Genomic DNA, 20,478 nt, shown 5'->3' on the forward strand with positions numbered 1-20,478 from the left:
GATCACGCACCGATCGGCGGCTTGCCGGGGGAGAAGACCCACGTCCGGAAGAACCCGCTCAGGTCCTGCCCGGAAACCCGAGAGGCCCTCTCCGCGAACTCCCTCGACGTCGCGTTCCCATGCCGGTGCTCACCCGTCCAAGCCCGCAGCACCTTGAAGAACCGCTCGTCCCCAAGCCGTTCCCGCAACAGCTGCAGCACCATGGCGCCGCCCAGGTAGACCCGCGCCCCCGAGTCCTGGTCGGGAACCCGCGCGTCCGCGACGACGACCTTCCAGAACCCGGACTCCGCCGGATAGGCGTTGTAGGTGTCGCGAGCCTGCTGACGCGCGCTCTTCCCACCCTTCACCTCGTCCCAATACCAAGCCGCGAACGTCGCGAAGCCCTCGTTGAGCCAGATCTCGTTCCAGCTCTTCATGCTCACGCTGTCGCCGAACCACTGATGGGCCAGCTCATGAGCGATCGTCGCGCTGGAGTGAACCCCCGAGTAGACAGGCCGCGTCTGCGTCTCCTCGGAGAACGGCAGCTCCTTACCGTTGTAGGTCGCCTTCGTCGCGATCGCGCCCGTCGAGTCGAACGGATAGCGCCCGAACTTCTTCGCCCACAGATCAGTGATCTTCAGCGTGTTGTCCCAGTAGAAGCCCATGTCGAGCCTCGGATCGACCGCCGCGTACGCCGGGATGCCCCCGGGCGTCCTCCCGGTCTTGATCTGCCACCGCCCGATGTCGATGGTCGCCAGGTAGGTCGCCATCGGGTCCCTCTCGACCCACCTGAACGTCGTCGTGCCACCCTCCGAACGTCGCGAGACCAACCGACCATTGGCGACCACGCTCAGTCCCTTCGGCACGCGCACGGTGAATCCGTAGCTCGCCTTGTCGGACGGATGGTCGTTGCTCGGGAACCAGGTCGAGGCGGCGTCCCCAACACTCTGCACGACGGCACCGTCATCGGTCGGGATGAACCCGTGCGGAGCGCCACCCCCGATCGGCTTGGGCTCACCCCCGTAAGCCACGTGCACCACAAAGGCAGACCCCTTAGGCAGCCCTCGCCCAGGCGTGATGACCAGCTCCTGCCCGTCCCGCCTGAACGAGACGCTCCGCCCGTTCACCCGCACGCTCTTCACATCGAGCTGCTGCAGATCCAGGTCGAACCGCGACAGGTTCTGCGTGGCCCGCGCCTCGATCCGCGCGTTCCCGTCCAGCCGCCGCGTCTGCGGGTTGTAGGAGAGGTCGAGGTCGTAGTGCTGAACGTCGTAGCCGCCGTTGCCCTCGGCCGGAAACCACGGGTCGCCCACACCCGGAGCCCCCGGTGTGAACCCACTGACACTGGACGCGGCCAGCCCGACCGCCAGCAAGGAGATTGATATGCCCATGCCCTGATGCTCGCGAGGATCGCCCCCGCGATCGATCGTGCCAGCACGGGAATCCAGGGTTCGGTTTTCCCCACTCAGTGGATTTTGACAGCTCCAAGATTCTGTAGCGCGCTCATTGCTCAGCGTGACAACCTGCTCGTCATGAACGCGCGTCAGCCCTCCACGATCCGCCTTCGCCGGATCGGTCAAGTGCTCCGCAAAGTGCGGGAAGAACGCGGCTACACCCTCAAGGCCGCAGGGTGGCGTCGGCGTGGCAGAAGAACAGCCACAGTGGCAGCGCCGCACAGGAATGCGTCGAAGTGGCGCGGGCGGAAGATCGTGTGGTTGCCCTTCGGGATTCCAAGGATCCTGATGGGCCGATGATCGTGGTGGGGGGCGCTCAGTGGAGGGCCTTGCTCACCTCTCTTAAGGACCGCTAGGTCTGAGCCCGTCCCTCGGGATGTCACACCTTGCCTGGCCCACTCGTCATGGGTGTGTAGCCATGAACACGGCAAGGGAGATCATTATGGAAGCGCGGATCGACTTCTACAGCAGCGAGGTCGCTCAGAAGTTCATCAAGCACATCGTCACGGCCGGACACTCCGTACCGGACTCCGTTCTGCCGCTGAGGACGCAGGAGCTGGTGCGGCTTCGGGCCAGCCAGATCAACGGCTGCAGCGGGTGCACCGACATGCACTTCAAGGACGCCGTGCACGCGGGTGACACCTGGGAGCGCCTGAACCTCGTCTCGGCCTGGCGGGACGCCACGGTCTTCACCGACGCGGAGCGGGCGGCGTTGGAGCTCGCCGAGGAGGGCACCCGCATCGCCGACAGCGCGACCGGGGTCAGCGACGAGGTGTGGGCGAACGCCGCCAAGCACTTCGACGAAGAACAGCTCTCCGCGCTGGTGTGCACCATCTCGATCATCAACACGTTCAACCGGATGAACGTCATGGTCAAGCAGCCCGCGGGGAACTACCAGCCCGGCCAGTTCGGCTAGCCGGTGATCTAGGCCCGATACTGGGGACGTGGCGGAGCCTCGCAGCGACTCGGATCCCCTCCAGATCTCCGAGTACACCGTGCTGAGGCGGCTCGGCGCCGGTGGCATGGGCGTGGTCTGTCAGTGCCGGTCACCGGCGGGGCGCCTCGTCGCGGTCAAGGTGATCCGCGCGGGGCTGGTCGAGGAGCCGGGGCCCGGGAGTGGTTCCGGCAAGAGGTGAGCGCGGCCCGGGTGGTCAGCGGCGCCTACACCGCGAGGGTCATCGACGCCGATGTCGACGCCGGGTTTCCCTGGCTGGCCACGGCCTACGTCGAGGGGCCGAGCCTGGCCGAGGCGCTGGCCCGGGTCAGGTTTCTGCCGGAGAGCACGCTGTGGGCGACACCATCCTCGTCGAGGGCAAGAGCGAGACCGGCCCCCTGCGGGGCGAGCACCGGCGCCGTCCCGTAGGTCAGTTGACCCGGCGGTCCATTCCTTTCCAGTGCGGCTCGCGCAACTCGCGCTTGAGGACCTTCCCGGTGGTCGACAGGGGGAGGGCGGCGACGAACTCGTAGCTGGTGGGGGTCTTCCAGGCGATCAGCGGCTCGCAGTGCCGCCGGATGTCCTCCGCGCTCGCCGTGCGGCCGTGTTTGAGCACGATGACCGCGTGCACCTTCTCGCCCGGCTTGTCGTCGGGGATGCCGATCACCGCGACCGCGGCCACCGCGGGATGGGCCGCGATCGCCTGCTCCACCTCGGTGGAGTAGACGTTCCAGCCGTCGACGTTGATCACGTCTTTGATCCTGTCGACGATGTAGATGTAGCCGTCCTCGTCCATATAGCCGCCGTCGCCGGTGTGGACCCATCCGTCCCGGATCGTCCGCGCCGTCTCCTCGGGCTTGTTCAGGTAGCCGAGCATCATGGCGCCGGTACGGACGACGATCTCCCCGACCTGGCCTCGTGGCATCTCTGCGGCCTTGTCGTCGACGATCCGCACCTCGGCGCCGAGCGCGGGGCGCCCGGCCGAACGGAGCTTGCGGCCCGCGAGGTGATCCTCCGGCGGCAGCAACGTGGCGAGACCGAACTCGTTCATCCCGTACCACTGGTGGAGGGCGGCGTTGGGGAACGCCTCCATCACCCTGGTCAGGAGCGCTTCGGTGATGGGCGCGGCGCCGTAGGCGATGCTCCGCATGCTGGACAGGTCGCGCGAGGTGATGTCGGGGTGATCGACGATCTGCTGCAGGGTGCCGGGGGCGAACGGCGCGTGCGTGACCTGGTGGCGTTCGATGGCGTCCAGGAGCCCGTCGACGTCGGTCGAGAGCGGGGTGACGGTGAGCCCGCCCCACATCCCCTGGACCAGCCAGGTGATCAGCATGGAGATGGAGGAGAAGTTCGAGGTGATCAGGATGTGCCCGCCGGGGACGCCGTGGCACGGGACCCGCGCGGGCAGGAGCAGCGCCGAATGGATCAGGCCGGCGTGGCTGACCACGACGCCCTTGGCGCGTCCGGTCGTTCCGCTGGTGTAGACGACGCCGGCGGGGGCCTCGCCGCCCCGGCGGGCGTCCTCGATCGGCTCCGTGCTCGAGATCAGCGCCTCGAATCCGGGCAGGCCGGCCGGTGCCGGCCCGTCGCCGACGTGCACGACCTCGCGCAGATCGGGACAGGCCTCCCTGATCTCCGCCAGCCGGTCCAGGAAGGCGTCGTCGACGAAGAGGATCTCGGTCCGGGACTCGGCCAGCGCGTAGATCATTTCCTGCGTGCTCCAGGCCGGGTTGACCGGGTGGAACACCCCGTTCGCCCACGCCACGGCGAGGAAGAACTCGATGTAGCGGTCCGAGCCGAGCGCGAGCATCCCCACGTGCTCACCGTCGCGTACGCCGCGCTCCCGCAGGGCCCCGGCGAGGCGGGCCACCCTGCCGGCCTGTTCGCGCGCCGTACGGATCCGATCGCCGTAGACCGTGACCGGCTCGTCGGGAGCCAGCTGCAGTGCCCGGTGAACGATGTGGGTTATGTGCATGGTCTCCTCCGGGTGCCGAAGACGGTCAAGGCTGTGCCGAGCATGAGCAGCGAGAGGACCAGGGCGCCGGTGAACGCTCCGGCGAGCGCCTGGACGCGGGTCCCGCCCACCTGTTCGTAGACGGCGACGAGGACGGCGATCCCCAGCGGCCCGCCGACCTGCATGGTCTGGATGAGGCCGGACGCGCCGCCGTGCTCGCCGGCGGGCAGGTCGGCCATGGCCATCGCCGTCGCCGCCACCGAGACCAGGCCGTGGCCCGCGCCGAACAGCAGCACCGGGCCGAGGATCATCGACACGTAGGTGCTCGTCGCCGAGATCTGCGTCAGCCACACCATCCCGATGACGGCGAGCACCGACCCGCCCACCATGACCGGCTTCGGCCCGGCACGCTGCAGCAGCCACGGCACGGCCCTGTTCGCGGCGATCACGGTGAGCGTGGTGGGGAGAAAGGCCAGCCCGGTCTCCAGCGGCCCGAAGCCGAGGACCTGCTGGACGTAGAGGGTGAGGAAGAAGATCATGCCGCTCATCGCGGCGGTCAGGAGCAGCCGCATGACGCAGGCGCCCGCGCGCCTGCGGTCGCGCAGCAGGCCCAGCGACATGATCGGTTGCGGGGCCCGTGCCTCCACGGCGACGAACAGGGCCAGGAGAACGGCCGCCACGGCGAGGGAGGCGACGACGAGCTCGTCCTCCCAGCCGGATTCGGCGGCGCGCACGACCCCGTAGACCAGAAGCGTCACCCCCGCGGTCGCCGTGAGCGCCCCGGCCACGTCGAAGCGGCCCCTGAGCCGCGGGGACTCGTGCAGGCACGACCGGGAGAGCACCACCACGGCCGCCCCGATCGGCACGTTGATGAAGAACGTCCACCGCCACGTTCCCCACTCGATCAGCGCCCCGCCGACGACCATGCCGAGCATCATGCCGACGCTGCCCGCACTGGTGATGACGGCGTACGCCCGGTTCCTGGCCCTGCCGTCGGGGAACCCGGTCGCGATCAGCGCGAGCGAGCCGGGTCCGGTGAGCGCGGCACCGGCTCCCATCGCGGCGCGTGCGACCAGGAGCAGCTCGGCGTTGAACGCGAGCCCGCCGAGGAGGGAGGCGACGGTGAACAGGGCGGCCCCCGCGGTGAAGACCCGCCGGTGGCCGAGGATGTCGCCCGCGCGGCCCCCCAGCAGCAGAAGGCCGCTGAACACCAGCGTGTAGGCGTTGACGACCCAGGAGAGCTCGGCCGCCGAGGTGTGCAGCTCGCGCTGGATGCTGGGCAGGGCGACGTTGACCAGTGTCACGTCGAGGAGCAGGACGACCTGGCTCGCGGCAAGGACACCGAGGGTCAAACTACCGCGAGCCGGTGCCATGATCGCCATCGCGGGGAACGCTACCCGCCCGTGTCGATCATGGAAGTTGCAAGATGGTAACGGAAGGACTCCGGGTGTCCGGCCATCGGTTCGCCGCACGTATCTTCAAGATCAACGGGGTGTGGAATGGCCTTGGCGTGCGCCGTTGCGGAGGTTTGATGTGTGGACCGAGAAATGCGTCCGCGAATTCGACCACATTGAGGCGGTAGCCCACAACGGCGGGCGGGTGGTGACGCTCTTCAGCGGCGGGCTGGACAGTTTCTATCTGCTGTGGCGGCTCAGTCACCACCCTGGCCTGGAGGTGTACGCGCTGTCGGTCGGCGTGGGCGGTGACGCCGAGTACGACGACAGCGCCGGAGGAGTGGCGCGGCTGGGGGCCAGGCATGTGCACGCCGAACGAGCGGCGGTCTTCGCCGACGAGTTCGTGGCACCGGCCATCGCCGCCCAGGCGACCTATCTCGGGATACACCCGGTCAGTTCCTCGCTGAGCCGCCCGCTGCTCGCCCGCGCGGCCGTGGAACTCGCCGATGAGGTCGGCGCGGAAGTGGTGCTGCACACCGCCAACAGGTCGCAGAACAGCCTGCGAAGGTTGAACACCTCCATTGCCGCACTCGGCTTTGACGGACACTTCGGCAGCCCGTACGAACTCGACGCCATCAGCCGTGACGAAAAGCAGGCCGCGCTCAAGAAGGCCGGCTTTCCGGATTTCGCCAACCGTTCGCACAGCGGCGATTCCAATCTGTGGTGCCGGGAGTTCGAGTCCGGGCTGCTGGACGACCCCGAATGGTTCCCGGTCCCCGAAGACGTCTATACCTGGACTGCCGCCGTGCCGCCGGGGGAGCAAGAGGAGCCGGAGAAGGTCACGATCGACTTTGAGCGAGGCCGGCCGGTGGCCCTCGACGGCGAGCCCGCGGGGCTGCGCGAGCTGATCGGAGCCCTCAACCCCCGGGTCGGTCGCCATGGCCTCGGCCGCTACTCGGGTCTGGAGCACATCGACAGCGGCGAGAAGGTCCTGGAGGTACGGGAGATGCCCGCCGCCTGCCTGCTGCTCCACGCGTACCGGCAACTGGAGAGCGCCACCGTGCCCGCCGAGACCATGCGGGAGAAGGTGTCGCTGGAGCAGTCGTGGACCAGGGAGGCGGTCGAGGGGCGCTGGTACGGCTCGCTGCGGGCGGCCGCCCAGGCGTTCGTCATGAGCGTCGCCGAGCGGGTGACCGGCCGGATCACCTACCGGCTCGACCGGACCGGGATGACGGTGCTGTCGCTGGAGGCCCCGGACGCCCTCTACATCCGCGACCGCGACGCGTGGGAACGTGCCACGGCCCGGTCGGCCCTGCACTTCTCCACGGCCTGATCTTCAAGGCCGGCAGAGCCAGCAGAGTTGGCTGAGCCGGCGGATCCGGCGTTCGAGGCGATTCAGACGGAGGTACGGGATGTCCGAGGAGTACCGGCGGCGCGGCTGGTGGCGAGACGAGACCTTCCTCGACGACCTGCGCCGGCACACGCGAGAACACCCGGGCAAGGCGGCCGTCATCGCCCGCCGGACCGGCTCGGGAGAGACCCGTACGCTCGACTACGCCGAGCTCGGCCTGCTGACCGACCGCTGCGCCGGCGCCCTGATCGAGCTGGGCGTGCGCCCCGGCGACACCGTCGCCGTCCAGCTCACCAACGGCTGGGAACTGACCGTGCTCGCGCTCGGTTGCCTGCGCGCCGGGGCACAGATCTGCCCGCTTCTCCCGATCTACCGGGAACGGGAGCTGGAGGCCTATCTCGGCCTGACCCGCGCCCGCGTCTTCATCACCCTCGCCGAGTTCGGCGGCGAGGCTCCGGGCGAGCTCGGACTGCGCCTCGCCGCCGCGCTGCCGTCGCTGGAGCACGTCGTGGTGTCGGGCGGGGCCGGGCCGGAGGGCGCCCGCGATCTGCACGAGTTCTTCTTCGAACCCGAGTGGGAGAAGACGCACGCGGCGGACCTCGGCGGCCGGGGGCTCGGCCCGGACGAGCCGTACCTGACCCTCTTCACCTCGGGCACCACCGGCGAGCCGAAGGGCGTGCTGCACAGCCAGAACACCCTGTACGCGCCGCTCCGCGGCGAGGCCGGGATCTTCGACCTGGACGACACCGACCTGATCACCATGATCGCCTCGTACACCCACTACACCGGGTTCGTGCGCGGCATGCTGCTGCCGCTCTCGCTCGGCGCCACCGCGGTCTTCCAGGACTCCACGGACGGCGCGGCCATGGCGGACCTGCTGGCCGAGCACAAGGTCACCTACCTGTACACCCCGCCGCACTTCCTTCGGCCGCTGGTGGACGCCCAGCGAGCCGGGCCGCGCGACCTGGCCGCCCTGCGCTGCGTGGTCAGCGGGTCCGCGCCGATCCCCACGCCGCTCGTCCACGAGGTCGACGAGGTGATCGGGCGGCGGCTGTTCTCGCTGTGGGGCATGTCCGAGAACGGCGCGGTCACCCTCAGCCGCCCGGACGATCCGCTGGACTGGGCGGCGCACAGCGACGGCAGCCCGATCTCCGACATGGAGTTCCGCATCGACCCGCTCCCCGGGAAACAGGAGGAGACCGGCGTGCTGTGGGTGCGAGGTCCCACCCAGTGCCTGGGCTACCTGCGGCGGGAGGAGCTGTACGCCTCGTTCTGCGACGAGGACGGCTGGTTCGACACCGGCGACCTGGCCCGCCACGACGGGCGCGGCGGCATCCGCATCACCGGCCGCACCAAGGACACCGTCTTCCGGAACGGCTTCTTCGTGCCGACGACCGAGATGGAGGAGATCCTCACCCGGCATCCCGGGGTCGAGGAGGCCGCGGTGATCGGTCTGCCGGTGCTCGGCGGCGCCGACCAGGTGATCTGCGCGGTCGTCCGCCCCGCCGCGGCGAACGGCGGCGGCGGTGACGACGGCGGCGGCGGGAGCGACGGGATCGGCCTGGAGGGGGTGCGAGCGCTGCTGCGCGATGCCGGGATGTCGGCGTTCTTCTGGCCGGAACGCCTCGAACTCGTCGACGGCCTCCCCAGAGCCGCGGCCACAGGCAAGGTGCGCAAGGTCGAGCTCCAGCAACGCTTCGCCTGAGCGATCAGACCGGGGCGGTGACCTCGGCGGCGGTGGCGGCGAAGGCGCGGATCGCGGCGTTCTCCAGGTTGGTGAGCCAGAGCAGCGCGCTCTTCATGGGCGGGAAGCCGGCGAGCGGGACGTGCGTGATGTCGGGGTGGTGGTAGTAGCTGAGGAACGACGGGACGGTCGGGTGGACGACCTCGTCGCGGGCGATGAGGTGCAGGATGTCGCTGGTGCTGACGATCTCCGGGCCGCGCCGGATCGGGCGGCCGGACGGTGTGGCGGCCGGGAAGTAGGTGTCGTACATGAGCCTGGGGATGCGGCCGCGGGCGATGACGGCGTAGTCGCCGAGGTCCTCGGCGGTGGCGTGGCCGCGTTCGGCGAGCGGATGCGCCGACTGCACCAGCAGGACGCACTCTTCGAGGTTCATGGTGGGGCCGACGGTCAGGTCAGGTTCGTCGACCGGCAGGCGGTGGCACATGAGGTGGTACGCGCCGGTGCGCAGCCGGTTGAGCTCGCCGGGGAACTCCTCGGTGACGGTGAGGCGGCAGTCGGGGTAGCGGGCCTGGAAGGTCCGGACGATCTGTGTGAACGCCGGGCCGGCCATGGAGTAGCCGGCCACGCAGAGGCGTAGCTCGCCGCTGACGCCGCGGGCCAGGTCGGTGGCGATGGTGATCGCCTTGCGGAACTGCTCGTGGGCGGGACCCAACTCGTCGCGCAGCCGTTCGCCCAGCGCGGTGAGCCGGACGCGGCGGCTGGTGCGGTCGAACAGCCGGCCGCCGAGACGTTCCTCCATCGCGCGGATCGTCTGGCTGACGCGGGGCTGGCTCAGGTAGAGCCGTTCCGCGGTGCGGCCGAAATGCAGTTCCTCGGCCAGGACCAGGAAGATCTCCACCTCCCGAAGCTCCATCGGCCCATCCTAGTGATCGATAAGGATCGCTTATCCCTGGTGTGATCGATCGGCCGTTGATCCGGCCCTCCATGTCCACGAATCTTGATTCACACACCCCCTCTGACCTGCCAAAGGAGTGCAGCATGCGGATCAAGACCCACCTCGGTGTCAGCGTCGACGGATTCATCTCCTCTGCCGACGGGCGACCGGCCCTGCTGTCGGTGCCCACCTTCGATTCGGGCGTCTCGCACGGGCACCCGGAGTTCATCGCCGACTGCGGCGCCGTCGTCATGGGCCGCAACACCTTCGAGCCCGCGGTCGGGGCCTCGCACTGGCCCTGGCCCGACCTTCAGGTGTTCGTGCTGACCTCGCGGCCCCTGCCGGCCGGTACGCCGTCGCACGTCGTGTCGGCGGCCAAGCCCGCCGAGCTGCTCGACCTCATGCGGAAGGCGGACTTCGAGGGCGACGTGCACCTGGTCGGCGGCCAGCAGACGGTCGCGGCGTTCCGTGGGATCGGAGCGCTCGACGTTCTCGGCGTGGTCACGCTGCCGATCCTGCTCGGCGGCGGCACCTGCCTCACCACGGCCGCCAGCGACCCGCAGCACCTGCGGCTGGAGTCCACGCGGACCTTCCCCGACGGGGCCGTCGAGCACATCTACAGCGTCGCGGCCCCCATCGGCTGACACCGGGGTTCACAGCCAGCCGGCGTCGCGGGAGATGCGGATGGCGTCTATGCGGTTGCGGGCGCCGACCTTGCCGATCGCGTTCGACAGGTAGTTGCGGACGGTGGCCTGCGACAGCGACAGCTCGGACGCGATCTGGACGACCGGGACGCCGGTGGCGGCGACGCGCAGGACCTCGGTCTCGCGGGCGGTGAGCGGGCTGCTGCCCGTCTCCAGGGCGGCGGCCACCAGCTCGGGGTCGATGACGCGTTCGCCGCGCGAGATGCGGCGGATGCCGTCGGTGAGGGTCTGGGCGGGGGCGTCCTTGACGATGAAGCCCTGCACGTGGACCTTCAGCGCCCGCAGCAGGTTGCCGGGCTGGCTGAGGCCGGTGAGCACCAGGACGCGGCAGCCGGGCAGCTTCTCGTGGAGCCGCTCGGCGGCCGTCAGCCCGTCCAGCCCCGGCATGTCGATGTCGAGCACCGCGATGTCGGGCCGCAGCCGCAGCGCGGCCTCGACCACCTCGTCGCCGCGTTCCAGCTCCGCGACGACCTCCATGTCGTCCTCGAGCCTCAGCAGCGCGGCGAGGGCGGTACGGATCATGTGCATGTCCTCGGCGATCAGTACGCGGATCACAGCGCCTCCTCGGGGACCTCGATACGGAGCCGGAACCGCCCGTCCCGCACGGTGGCGGTCGACGAACCGGCGACGGCGCGGGCCCGTTCGGCCACGCCGGACAGCCCGGAGCCATGGCCGGCGACCGTACGGACGCCGTCGTTGACGATCTCCAGCCGTACGGTGCCGTCGCGGCGGGACAGGCTGATCACGCAGGACTGGGCCTGGCTGTGGCGCAGCAGGTTGGTGGTGCCCTCGCGGACCGCCCAGGCCAGGGCGCTCTGTACGGGCAGGGACAGCGACGGGAGGTCCGCCACGTCCAGGCGCGTCTGAACGCCCGCCGCGCCGAGCAGGGTGGCCGCGCCGTCGATCTCGGTGCGCAGCGACACCGCGTGCTCGTCGCGGGTGATGGCGCGGGTGTCGTGCAGCGCGTCGCGGGCCACCTCGGTCAGGCTCTCGACCTCGGCGCGGGCCGCCTCGGGGTCCTTGGCGAGCAGCCGTAGCGCCAGATCGCCCTTGAGGGAGATCGCCGACAGGCTCTGGCCGAGCAGGTCGTGCAGGTCGCGCGACAGCCTGGCGCGTTCCTGCCCGACGGCGTTGGCGGCCAGCTCGGTGCGGGTGGCGTACAGCTCGTTCACCAGCTGGACGAGCCGGGTGCCGCCGACGATGGCACCGGCGTACAGGACGGGTATGAGCACGTTGTAGATGCCGATGACGACGGTGAACGTGGCCGAGCCGTGCTGGGTCTCGATGACGCCGATCAGGCCGACCGCCTCGGAGATGGCCAGCTGCACGGCGGCCAGCGTCCACGCTGCCCAGCCGCGCAGCAGGGCCGCCGAGGCGATGACGAGGATCCCCAGTGCCTCCCAGTCCTGCTCGAGCCACGGCAGCGGGACGTTGGCGAGCAGGACGAGCGCCGTGAGGGTCCACGGCCATCCGGCGGGACGCTCCCCGCGCGCGCCGTACAGGCTGTGCCGCAGCTGCAGCGCGCAGGCGGCGGCCGCCATGGGAACGGTGAGCAGCGGGCTGTGCGGAGGACCGCTGAGGCCGACGGTCGTGTAGAACGGCACCTGCGCGGCCAGCATCACGATCAGCGCGATCAGCGGCCAGTGCGGCCGCCGCATCACCCATGCCGGTGGGATCATGCCGGCACCTCGATCGTCTCCGCCGCGTCGTCCGTACGCAGTTCGAGCCGGACCCGGCCGTCCCGGACCGAGACCATGATCACGCACGTGCGGGAGGCGTGGTCGCGGAGCAGGCGGGTGACGATGGCGCGCAGGGCGGCGCGCGGCCGGTCGTCGATCGTGGCGGGCAACGGGCCCTGGGGGAGGACCAGCCGCGTCCGGACGCCGGCCGCCGACAGCAGCGCGGCGGCGGTCTCCAGCTCGGCGCGCAATGACGGCCGCCGGTAGCCGCGCACGCGCTGCCGTGCGTCGGCGAGAGTCTCTCTGGCGTCCTCGGAGAGCCTGGTCAGGTCGGCGGTGAGGCCGCTTCGCTCACCGCGCGCCAGCCGGTCGCAGGTCGCCTGCCCGCGCGAGGCGATCGCCTCCAGCGCCGCGCCGAGCGTGCGGTGGACGTCGTCGTCGATCCGGCGGCGTTCCTGCGCGACCGCCTGCTGGGCCAGCGCCTCCCGCGCCGACTGCAGCCGGGCGAGCGCCGCCGCCAGCCAGACCAGCATGAGCATCGCGGTGCTGCCGCACAGCACGGTGAACCACAGCCACGGCACGTCCGTCCACGTCATGCCGAGCCCACGGCCCGCCAACCCCGAGGCGATCAGGAGAACGGCGCTCAGTGGATTGGCCAGGCGGCTGGGCAGCACCAGCATCGCCGACACGACCAGGGCCACGTAGGCCCGCGGCCACGTGCCCCCGGCGAGAGGCGTCGCACCTATGATCACGGCCGCCATGGCCACCAGGGTCCAGGCCCCGGCGGGCGGCCGGACGCCACGCGCCGCGTGCCAGACGTGACGCAGGTGAAACGGAAGGTAGGTCGCGGTCGCCACCAGGCTCCAGACCCCGGTGAGCAGGCCGCTGCCCGGGTAGCCGAACGCGAGGGCCACCTGCACGATGGGCAGGAGCACGCTGCAGACGAGCGCGGCGCCCGGTGCCAGCCGGACGGCGCGGCCCAGTCGCGTGCGTTCCGCTGCCCCGTCCACCCTTCGTCCTCCCGCTATGGACGACAAGGGTAGAGGCTGCGGCCGTGCGGCGATCTCCGCCGCCGGCCGCGGCCTCACGGGTGCCAGCTGGAACGCCATCAGGCGGTGCGGGCCTCGTAGCGCAGCAGGACGTTGTCGGAACCGGCCAGCCGCCGGGTCCCGGCGAGGGCCAGGCGGCCCGTCGGCCCGGTGAAGACCGGCGTGCCGGTGCCGAGCGCCGCCGGGCCCGCGATCAGGTGGAGCTCGTCGACCAGGCCCGCCCGGAGGAGGGCGTTCCACATGATGTGGCTGCCGAACGTGACCAGGTCGCCGCTCAGCTGCTGCTTGAGCTCCTTGACCCGCGCCTCGGCCTCGTCCCGCCCGATCACCGTGGTCTGTTCCGCATAGGGCGCGACCTCGTCGGCGGTGAGCGAATCGGAGATCACGTTGACGCCGATCCGCCCGTAGATCCCGCCGAACTCCTGGTTCACCGTCGAGGCTTCGGGGTTGCTCGCCTGTGCGGGCCAGAACCCCATGAACATGCGGTACGAGTCGGCGCCGAGCAGGAGAGCCTCGGCAGCCCGCAGACGCTCCAGGTTGTAGGCGTCGAACGCCTCGTCCATCTCCAGCACGAGCGGGTTGCCGTTCTCGTCGGCGTAGAAGCCGTCGAGGGACATGATGTTGCAGACCACCAGCTTGGCCATGGGGTGTTCTCCCTGCGCTAAAGGATCTCGTGGTCCCCCTACCTTCGCCGTGTCCGGCCGCCCGCCGACAGATGCAAATGTCACCAGTCGCCCGCCGAGCCCGGTGTGCTCCTGCGGGCTAGGCTCGCCGGATGCGCCTCTACCTCTCGTCGTTTCGGCTGGGTGACCGCCCTGATCGGCTGATGGCGCTCCTGGACGCCCCGCGCGGGGTCGCGGTGATCGCGAACGCGATCGACGACCGTTCGCTGAAGGACCGGGCCGCCGGTGCCGCCCAGGAGATCGAGGTGCTCACGGGGCTGGGACTGCGGCCGACCGAGATCGACCTGCGGGACTACTACGACAAGCCCGCCGAGGCGATCGCCAGGACCCTGGGCCGCTTCCGCACGGTCTGGGTGCGCGGCGGCAACGTCTTCGCGCTGCGGTACGCCATGGCGCGCAGCGGCGCCGACCGGGCCCTGACCGCCCTGCTGGCCAAGGACGCGCTGGTGTACGCCGGTTACAGCGCCGGGGCCTGCGTGCTCGCGCCGAGCCTGCGCGGCCTGGAGACCTGCGACGACCCGTCGGTGGCCGAGGAGGTCATCTGGGACGGCCTGGGCGTGCTCGACTACGTGATCGTCCCGCACGTCGACTCCCCGGATCACCCCGAGAGCGAGGTCCTGACGGCCCTGGCCGCCCGCTACCGCGCCGAAGGCGTCGCCCACCAACCTCTCCGCGACGGCCAGGCCCTGGTCGTCGAAGACGCCGATTTCAGTTACACAATCCCGTCTGTTTGAACTACCGTGCTGGCGTGGCCGAGGAAACCCGCACGCTGACGCTGGCCGACCTGCTCGCCGAACGCGGCCCCTTCCCGCCGGACCGCGCCGCCGTTCTCGGCCTGCGGATCCTGGACGAGCTGGACACCGCGCACCGGTCCGGCGTCGTTCACCGCGACCTGAGACCGGCCAACGTGGTCCTGGAGGGCGAGCGCGTTCACCTGACCGGTTTCGCCGACGAGGGCGTGCGCGGCACGCCTCCGTTCGCCGCCCCCGAACAGGCCCGAGGCGAGACCGCCACCCCGGCCGGTGACCTGTGGGCGCTCGGCGCGACCCTGCACGCCGCCGTCGAAGGCCGCCCTCCGTTCGCCGGCCCCATGACCAACGCGGGCCCGCTCACACCCGTGATCCAAGCCCTGCTCAACAACGACCCGGCAAGGCGTCCCACCGCAGACGCCCTCCGCCCGATGCTGAGCCAGGCCTCGTCGCCGCCGTCTCCGCAACCACTCCCGCAGATGCCTCCCGCGCCATCCCGCCGACGCAATCCCGTCGTTCTGATCGCCGTGGCCGTGGCGACCGTCGCGGTCCTCGGGGCGGCGGCGGTGCTCGGATACGTCGTCTTCGGTCGAGACGACGCGTACGCCAAGAACAAGCGCGACGCGGCCGCGATCGGCGGGCCGGCCGGCTTTCTGCTGAAGAGCGATAAGAAGGTCGATGGCGACCGGGCCCGGCGCGTGTATTCGGGCTGCCAGATGTTCTGTGATTCGTCCCTGCTGGCTCAGCGCGTCTCCGGTGTCTATTACGTCCGGAGGTGGCTGCAGACGGTGCCGCAGGTCGCCGCGGTGCAGGCTCCGCTCCTGGCCAAAGACGGTATGAGCTGCGACATCCTCGTCCAGACCCGCCCCGGAATCACGATCTCCAACGTGCGGGTCGTGATCGCGCGACCGCCCGCGAGGGACTTCACCGTCCAGTTCGACGTGGGCTGATATTCGTTTGTGCTCAAGCCGAACGGCTCAATAGCGTCGCGTGGCGTGAGCATCGACGAAGACCTTGAATCCGCACGTCACGACTATGAGGCCCTGGTCCGGCAAGGCGTCTCGCTGGATCTCACGCGAGGCAAGCTCGACCCGCTGCAGCTCGACCTGTCCGGCGACCTGCTCGCCCTGCCCGGTGACCGCTACCTGTCCGCCGACGGCGTCGACTGCCGCAACTACGGCGGACCGCCGCAGGGGTTGCGCGAGCTCCGCGAGATCTTCAGCGGGCTGCTCCAGGTGCCGGTCGATCAGCTGGTGGCCTCCGGCAACTCCAGCTTGGAGCTGATGCACGACTGCGTCGTGCACGCGCTGCTCGGCACGGTTCCGGGCGCGAAGGGCCGGTGGGTGGACGAGGAGCGCGTCGCGTTCCTGTGTCCCGTGCCCGGCTATGACCGGCACTTCTCGCTGACCGAACGGTTCGGCATCGAGATGATCTCCGTGCCGATGACGCCCGAAGGCCCCGACATGGACATGGTCGAGCGCCTGGTCGCCGCCGACGCCGGGATCAAGGGCATCTGGTGCGTGCCCAAGTACAGCAACCCCGACGGCACCTGCTACTCCGACGAGACCGTAAGGCGGCTGGCCGCCATGCCGGCTGCCGCGCCGGACTTCCGGATCTTCTGGGACAACGCCTACGCCGCGCACCACCTGACCGACGACGAGATCGAGATCGCCGACGTCCTCGCGGCGTGCGCCGACGCCGGGCATCCCGACCGGGCGTTCGTCTTCGGCTCCACCTCGAAGGTGACCTGGGCCGGGGCGGGCGTGGCGTTCTTCGGCTCGTCCGCGGCGAACGTGAGCTGGCTGCTCGGCCACAGCGCCAAGCGTTCCATCGGCCCCGACAAGGTCAACCAGCTGCGCCACGCGCTCTTCCTGCGCGACGCCGAGGGCGTTCGCGCGCAGATGCGCAGGCAGCGCGAGCTGCTGGCGCCCAAGTTCGAGGCCGTGGACCGCATCCTGACCGAGCGCCTGGGCGGCACGGGCCTGGCGACCTGGTCCGCGCCGAAGGGCGGCTACTTCATCGCCCTGAACGTGCCGGACGGCTGCGCCCGCGAGGTCGTACGCCGGGCGGCCGAAGCCGGGATCGCGCTGACCAAGGCGGGCGCCACCCACCCGTACGGCGACGACCCGCGCGACCGCACCATCCGCATCGCGCCCAGCTATCCCGGGCTCGCCGAGCTGGAGCAGGCGATCGAGGGCCTGGCCGTGTGCGTCCGCCTCGTCGGCCACGAACGGGAGCTCGCCCCCGCCGCCTCCTGACGTCCCGGGATTGACGCAACTCACTGGTTGCCATAGTGTGGCAACCAGTGAGTTGCTATATCCGCGACGCGAGGAGCAGTCATGGGCTTTCCAGATCGCATCGAACGGACCGTTCAGGTGAGCGCCCCGCCCAGCAGGGTGTGGACCGCCCTGACCACCGCCGACGGGCTGGCTGCCTGGTTCGGCGACAAGGCGAGCATCGACCTGCGCCCAGGCGGCCCTGCCCGGATGAGCTGGGGCACCGAGCACTCCTTCGAGATGCGCGTCGAACGGGTCGAGGAGCCGACGGTGTTCGGCTTCACCTGGCAGATCTACGGCCTTCCCGAGGACGACCCGCGCCGCACCTACGTCGAGTTCACCCTCGAACCCGACGGCGAGGGAACGCGCCTGACCGTCGTCGAGTCGGGCTTCTCGCAGCTGCCCGAGGACGTCCACCGCGTGGCGTTCGACGGCAACACCGAAGGCTGGGCCAAGGAGCTGGGCGAGCTTGTCGACTACCTCGCCGCAGCCTGAGCAGCCCGACGCCGAGGCGATCGCCGAGCAGGTCTTCGTCGCCCTGGCCGACCCGACCCGGCGCGTGATCCTCGCCTCGCTCTCGTCATCCGGGCCTGCCACGGCCACCGACCTGGCCGACCGGCTGCCGATCACGCGCCAGGCGATCGCCAAGCACCTGAACCTGCTGGCCGAGACCGGGCTGGTGACCGCCGAGCCGGGGGAGCGGCGCCGCGTGCGCTACCGGCTCCGTTCCGCCCCGATGCAGGTCGCGCAGCAGTTCCTGGCCGCGCTCGCGCGCGACTGGGACGGCCCGCTCGGCGCCCTGAAAGACCATCTCGAGCGACAAGGAGAGAACCATGAGGATCAAGACTGACCAGGCAATGCCGCCGGTGGTCGACCGGGCCACCTGGCAGGCCGAGATCGACGCGCTGCGCGTCCGCGAGAAGGCGCACACCCGCGAGGGCTCGGCGATAGCGGCCGCCCGCAGGCGGCTGCCGATGGTGGAGGTGGACCCGACCCTCACACTGGTCGGCCCGGACGGCCCGGTCACGCTGCTGGACACCTTCGAAGGCCGGCGCCAGCTGATCGCCTACTTCCACATGTGGCACGCCGGGCACCCGGCCGAGGAACAGTGCGAGGGCTGCACGTTCTACACCACGCAGGTCCGCGAGCTGTCCTACATCCACTCCCGCGACGTCACCTACGCCGTCTTCGCCCAGGGCCCGTACGAGGACACCGTCCGCTACAGGGACTTCATGGGCTGGGAGATGCCCTGGTACTCGGCGGAGGACTCGGCCGAGGCCCTGCTGACCGGACGCACGGCCGGCATGTTCCACCTGGTGTTCTACCTGCGCGACGGCGATCGGGTCTTCGAGACCTACTGGACCAATGGCCGCGGCGTCGAGGCCATGGACAACAGCTACGCGCTGCTGGACATGACCCCGTACGGCCGCCAGGAGGACTGGGAGGACTCACCGGGCGGCTGGCCGCAGGACTGGCCGCTGGGCGGGCTCAGCATGGACGGCCGCCCCATCGCCCACTGGTCCCGGCTCAACCGCGGCTGATGATCCAGACGTGGCCGAACGGGTCGCGGAAGCGGCCCATGCGCCCGTACGGATGGTCCTCGATGGGGAAGATCACACTCGCCCCGCCGGCCTCCATACGGGCGCCGACCGCGTCCGGGTCGGCTACCTCGAGCATGAGAATGACGGCCGCCCTGTCACCCGGCGCAGGGTCGACCGAGTCCTCGTCCTTGAGCGTGAACTGCGCGTCCCCGACGACCAGCCGCACGTGGGCGATCTTGCCGTCCATCTCGTAGCGGTCGGCCTCCTTGGCGCCGAACGCCTCGGTGTAGAACGCGATCGCGCCCTTGGCATCGCTGACGACGAGCTTCGGAAATAGATTCATGGCTCCATCCTGCGAGCCGCCCCCGCCCCCGTATTGGACGAATTTTCCCTAGAGCGGCACGTGGTTCACCATGCCCGGTGACCTGGGCCGATATTCGGTCGGCCGCAGCCCGGCGAAGTCGTGGAAGTCGCGGATCAGATGCGACTGGTCCACGTACCCACTGCTGAACGCCAGGTCCGCCCAATCGACCGGCCCCTCGTACGGGATCCGCGCCAGCGTCCGCTGGAACCGCCGCACCCGCCCGAACCGCTTCGGCGTCAGCCCAACCCGATCATGAAACAGCCCGATGAGCCGCTTCCTGGTGAATCCAAGTTGCTCAGCGACGTCTCCCACCGCAACGCCCCGATCAAGCGCCGACACCGCGGTCTCCAACGCCCGATCACGCCCAAGATCCCCAGCCTCCAGCAGCACCGCTTCCAGCGCATCCAGGATCTGCCCGGGCCCGTTCACCTCCAGGAGCCGTTCCCGCACAACGGCTCCGGCACGTCCCCACACGTCCCCGAGATCAACGAGCCCGGACTCGGCCGGAAAGAAGGGAAACGCCCCACCGGGCTTGAACGCCACCCACGCGATCGCCCGCTGATCGGCAGTGTCGATCACCGACGGCCGGGACGTGGCCCCCAGAAAGGCGGCGCCGCCCCCGCCATCGGTGAACGCGTCGACATGCAGGTTCACGAGCAACTGGGCGCACCCGCTCGGAATCGACCGCTCGCGCACGGCCGGGCCGCGCGACTCGGAATACCCGAGCCCCGCGACGAACGGCTGAAGGGCCGGATGGTTAGGCCCCCGCGAGACCTGCATAACCCCCAGGCTAGGCGAAGAACCCGACGATGCTGCTGATGCGGTCGCCGCTGTCGTCGAGAGCCACGATGAGCTGCGTCAATGCCAGCAGCCCCAGGCGCAGTCGAGCCTGTTCCAAGGGAAGCTCCTACATGCCGTTGATTTACTACACACCGTTTAGAAGACGCACGGCGTACATTAACCCAACGATGTAGAGTGTCAAGCGTGAACGATCAGCCCCAGAGCCGCCGGGAACGGCTGCGCGCGCAGACCAGCGGCGAGATCAAGGAGATCGCGCTGAAGCTCATGGCGGACGGCGGCCCCGACGCCATCTCGCTGCGCGCCATCGCCCGCGAGATGGGCATGACGGCCGGGGCGATCTACAGCTACTTCCCGACCCGGGACGACCTGGTCTCGACGCTCATCGGGGACGTCTACCGCGAGGTCGTGGGCCGCGCCGAGGCCGCCCGGGACGAGGTTCCCGAGAGCGACCCGGGAGGGCGGATCATCGCGTGGGGGCAGGCCGTACGGGAGTGGGCGGTCGCCAACCCCGAGGGCTTCCGGCTGATCTACGGCGATCCGGTGCCCGGCTACCGGGCGCCCGAGGACGGCCCGGGCAAGGAGGCCGAACTGCGCGCCTGCACGGGCCTCACCGGCCTGGTCGCCGCCGCCTGGCCGGCCGCGCGCTCCACCCGCACCGCGCGCCCGGACGGCCGCGCCTACGACTGGACCGAGTTCGACCCCGGCCTGGTCGGCCACGTCCGGGAGCTCTTCCCCGACCTCCCTCCCGCGGCGCTCGCGCTGACCCTGCGGGTGTGGGGACGCATGCACGGCCTGATGGCTCTGGAGATCTACGGGCACCTGAGCCCGCTGATCAACGATCCGGCGACCGTCTTCCGCGACGAGATGCGCGACCTCGTCGCCTCCCTCGGCCTGGCGTCCTAGAACGCGAAAGGCCTGACAGGCAGCTGCCTGTCAGGCCTTTGCCGA

At 70.2% G+C, this 20,478-nt stretch carries 24 protein-coding genes; 14 read left to right on the top strand and 10 right to left on the bottom strand.

Annotation, left to right across the window (positions count from 1 at the left end):
* Window positions 1-2: 2 nt before the first annotated feature.
* Window positions 3-1,370 carry a M1 family metallopeptidase gene (locus J4573_RS37400; RefSeq protein ID WP_208260827.1) on the bottom strand — a complete coding sequence of 456 codons (1,368 nt, stop codon included), beginning with the start codon at window positions 1,368-1,370 and terminating at the stop codon, window positions 3-5.
* Between the two features lie 239 nt (window positions 1,371-1,609).
* Between J4573_RS37400 and J4573_RS54565 the strand changes: the two genes are divergently transcribed.
* From J4573_RS54565 to J4573_RS37420, 4 genes are all read left to right on the top strand, one after another.
* Complete coding sequence (locus J4573_RS54565) at window positions 1,610-1,789, top strand: DUF397 domain-containing protein (protein ID WP_208260828.1); 180 nt, start codon at window positions 1,610-1,612, stop codon at window positions 1,787-1,789.
* 86 nt (window positions 1,790-1,875) lie between these two features.
* Window positions 1,876-2,349 (top strand): carboxymuconolactone decarboxylase family protein, encoded by a 474-nt coding sequence (locus J4573_RS37410; RefSeq protein ID WP_208260829.1) that lies wholly within the window; start codon window positions 1,876-1,878, stop codon window positions 2,347-2,349.
* Between the two features lie 28 nt (window positions 2,350-2,377).
* Complete coding sequence (locus J4573_RS37415) at window positions 2,378-2,569, top strand: hypothetical protein (RefSeq protein ID WP_208260830.1); 192 nt, start codon at window positions 2,378-2,380, stop codon at window positions 2,567-2,569.
* Window positions 2,566-2,796: a hypothetical protein gene (locus tag J4573_RS37420; RefSeq protein WP_208260831.1), complete on the top strand. Its 231-nt coding sequence runs from the start codon at window positions 2,566-2,568 to the stop codon at window positions 2,794-2,796. Before J4573_RS37415 ends, J4573_RS37420 begins: the two co-directional genes overlap by 4 nt.
* A gap of 1 nt (window position 2,797) precedes the next feature.
* On the opposite strand, the gene J4573_RS37425 is transcribed toward J4573_RS37420, so the two are convergent.
* A complete protein-coding gene (locus J4573_RS37425) occupies window positions 2,798-4,342 on the bottom strand; it encodes an AMP-binding protein (protein ID WP_208260832.1) in 1,545 nt (514 codons plus the stop codon).
* Complete coding sequence (locus J4573_RS37430; RefSeq protein WP_208260833.1) at window positions 4,333-5,703, bottom strand: MFS transporter; 1,371 nt, start codon at window positions 5,701-5,703, stop codon at window positions 4,333-4,335. Before J4573_RS37430 ends, J4573_RS37425 begins: the two co-directional genes overlap by 10 nt.
* 151 nt (window positions 5,704-5,854) lie before the next feature.
* On the opposite strand from J4573_RS37430, the gene J4573_RS37435 reads away from it, so the two are divergent.
* Together J4573_RS37435 and J4573_RS37440 are read left to right on the top strand one after the other, a co-directional pair.
* Window positions 5,855-7,048, top strand: coding sequence for an argininosuccinate synthase-related protein (locus tag J4573_RS37435; RefSeq protein WP_208260834.1), 1,194 nt, complete (start codon window positions 5,855-5,857; stop codon window positions 7,046-7,048).
* A 79-nt stretch (window positions 7,049-7,127) separates the two neighbouring features.
* Window positions 7,128-8,771, top strand: a complete 1,644-nt coding sequence (locus tag J4573_RS37440) for an AMP-binding protein (protein WP_208260835.1) — start codon at window positions 7,128-7,130, stop codon at window positions 8,769-8,771.
* Window positions 8,772-8,775: 4 nt separating this feature from the next.
* Here J4573_RS37440 and J4573_RS37445 read toward each other — a convergent pair whose 3' ends face one another.
* Window positions 8,776-9,663, bottom strand: a complete 888-nt coding sequence (locus J4573_RS37445) for a LysR family transcriptional regulator (RefSeq protein ID WP_208260836.1) — start codon at window positions 9,661-9,663, stop codon at window positions 8,776-8,778.
* A gap of 125 nt (window positions 9,664-9,788) precedes the next feature.
* Between J4573_RS37445 and J4573_RS37450 the strand changes: the two genes are divergently transcribed.
* Window positions 9,789-10,328, top strand: coding sequence for a dihydrofolate reductase family protein (locus tag J4573_RS37450; protein WP_208260837.1), 540 nt, complete (start codon window positions 9,789-9,791; stop codon window positions 10,326-10,328).
* 9 nt (window positions 10,329-10,337) lie between these two features.
* On the opposite strand, the gene J4573_RS37455 is transcribed toward J4573_RS37450, so the two are convergent.
* The 4 genes from J4573_RS37455 to J4573_RS37470 all read right to left on the bottom strand — a co-directional run bounded on the left by J4573_RS37455 (window position 10,338) and on the right by J4573_RS37470 (window position 13,760).
* On the bottom strand, window positions 10,338-10,943 hold the full coding sequence (locus J4573_RS37455; RefSeq protein ID WP_208260838.1) for a response regulator transcription factor: 606 nt from the start codon (window positions 10,941-10,943) through the stop codon (window positions 10,338-10,340).
* Window positions 10,940-12,067, bottom strand: coding sequence for a sensor histidine kinase (locus J4573_RS37460; protein WP_208260839.1), 1,128 nt, complete (start codon window positions 12,065-12,067; stop codon window positions 10,940-10,942). The genes J4573_RS37455 and J4573_RS37460 overlap by 4 nt, the downstream gene beginning before the upstream one ends.
* On the bottom strand, window positions 12,064-13,077 hold the full coding sequence (locus tag J4573_RS37465; protein ID WP_208260840.1) for a sensor histidine kinase: 1,014 nt from the start codon (window positions 13,075-13,077) through the stop codon (window positions 12,064-12,066). Before J4573_RS37465 ends, J4573_RS37460 begins: the two co-directional genes overlap by 4 nt.
* A gap of 98 nt (window positions 13,078-13,175) precedes the next feature.
* On the bottom strand, window positions 13,176-13,760 hold the full coding sequence (locus tag J4573_RS37470) for a dihydrofolate reductase family protein (RefSeq protein WP_208260841.1): 585 nt from the start codon (window positions 13,758-13,760) through the stop codon (window positions 13,176-13,178).
* A gap of 131 nt (window positions 13,761-13,891) precedes the next feature.
* On the opposite strand from J4573_RS37470, the gene J4573_RS37475 reads away from it, so the two are divergent.
* The 6 genes from J4573_RS37475 (at window position 13,892) to J4573_RS37500 (ending at window position 18,365) form a co-directional block, all read left to right on the top strand.
* Window positions 13,892-14,533 (top strand): Type 1 glutamine amidotransferase-like domain-containing protein, encoded by a 642-nt coding sequence (locus J4573_RS37475; RefSeq protein ID WP_208260842.1) that lies wholly within the window; start codon window positions 13,892-13,894, stop codon window positions 14,531-14,533.
* Between the two features lie 14 nt (window positions 14,534-14,547).
* Window positions 14,548-15,498, top strand: coding sequence for a protein kinase domain-containing protein (locus J4573_RS37480; RefSeq protein WP_208260843.1), 951 nt, complete (start codon window positions 14,548-14,550; stop codon window positions 15,496-15,498).
* Between the two features lie 45 nt (window positions 15,499-15,543).
* Entirely contained in the window at window positions 15,544-16,806 is a 1,263-nt protein-coding gene (locus J4573_RS37485) for an aspartate aminotransferase type Ic (protein WP_307797207.1), read from the top strand.
* A gap of 81 nt (window positions 16,807-16,887) precedes the next feature.
* The gene (locus J4573_RS37490; RefSeq protein WP_208260844.1) at window positions 16,888-17,319 is read left to right on the top strand and encodes an SRPBCC domain-containing protein; all 432 of its coding nucleotides are present in this window, start codon (window positions 16,888-16,890) and stop codon (window positions 17,317-17,319) included.
* Window positions 17,294-17,674 carry an ArsR/SmtB family transcription factor gene (locus J4573_RS37495; protein WP_208260845.1) on the top strand — a complete coding sequence of 127 codons (381 nt, stop codon included), beginning with the start codon at window positions 17,294-17,296 and terminating at the stop codon, window positions 17,672-17,674. Before J4573_RS37490 ends, J4573_RS37495 begins: the two co-directional genes overlap by 26 nt.
* Window positions 17,658-18,365: a DUF899 family protein gene (locus tag J4573_RS37500; protein ID WP_208260846.1), complete on the top strand. Its 708-nt coding sequence runs from the start codon at window positions 17,658-17,660 to the stop codon at window positions 18,363-18,365. The genes J4573_RS37495 and J4573_RS37500 overlap by 17 nt, the downstream gene beginning before the upstream one ends.
* Here the strand turns inward: J4573_RS37500 and J4573_RS37505 are convergent.
* Window positions 18,352-18,708 carry a VOC family protein gene (locus J4573_RS37505; RefSeq protein ID WP_208260847.1) on the bottom strand — a complete coding sequence of 119 codons (357 nt, stop codon included), beginning with the start codon at window positions 18,706-18,708 and terminating at the stop codon, window positions 18,352-18,354. The two genes, J4573_RS37500 and J4573_RS37505, sit on opposite strands and share 14 nt — an antisense overlap.
* A gap of 48 nt (window positions 18,709-18,756) precedes the next feature.
* A complete protein-coding gene (locus tag J4573_RS37510) occupies window positions 18,757-19,509 on the bottom strand; it encodes a helix-turn-helix domain-containing protein (protein WP_208260848.1) in 753 nt (250 codons plus the stop codon).
* A gap of 204 nt (window positions 19,510-19,713) precedes the next feature.
* Between J4573_RS37510 and J4573_RS37515 the strand changes: the two genes are divergently transcribed.
* The gene (locus tag J4573_RS37515) at window positions 19,714-20,433 is read left to right on the top strand and encodes a TetR/AcrR family transcriptional regulator (protein WP_307797210.1); all 720 of its coding nucleotides are present in this window, start codon (window positions 19,714-19,716) and stop codon (window positions 20,431-20,433) included.
* Window positions 20,434-20,478 lie beyond the last annotated feature (45 nt).

It is taken from the genome of Actinomadura barringtoniae, from assembly GCF_017573505.1.
Taxonomy (GTDB): domain Bacteria; phylum Actinomycetota; class Actinomycetes; order Streptosporangiales; family Streptosporangiaceae; genus Spirillospora; species Spirillospora barringtoniae.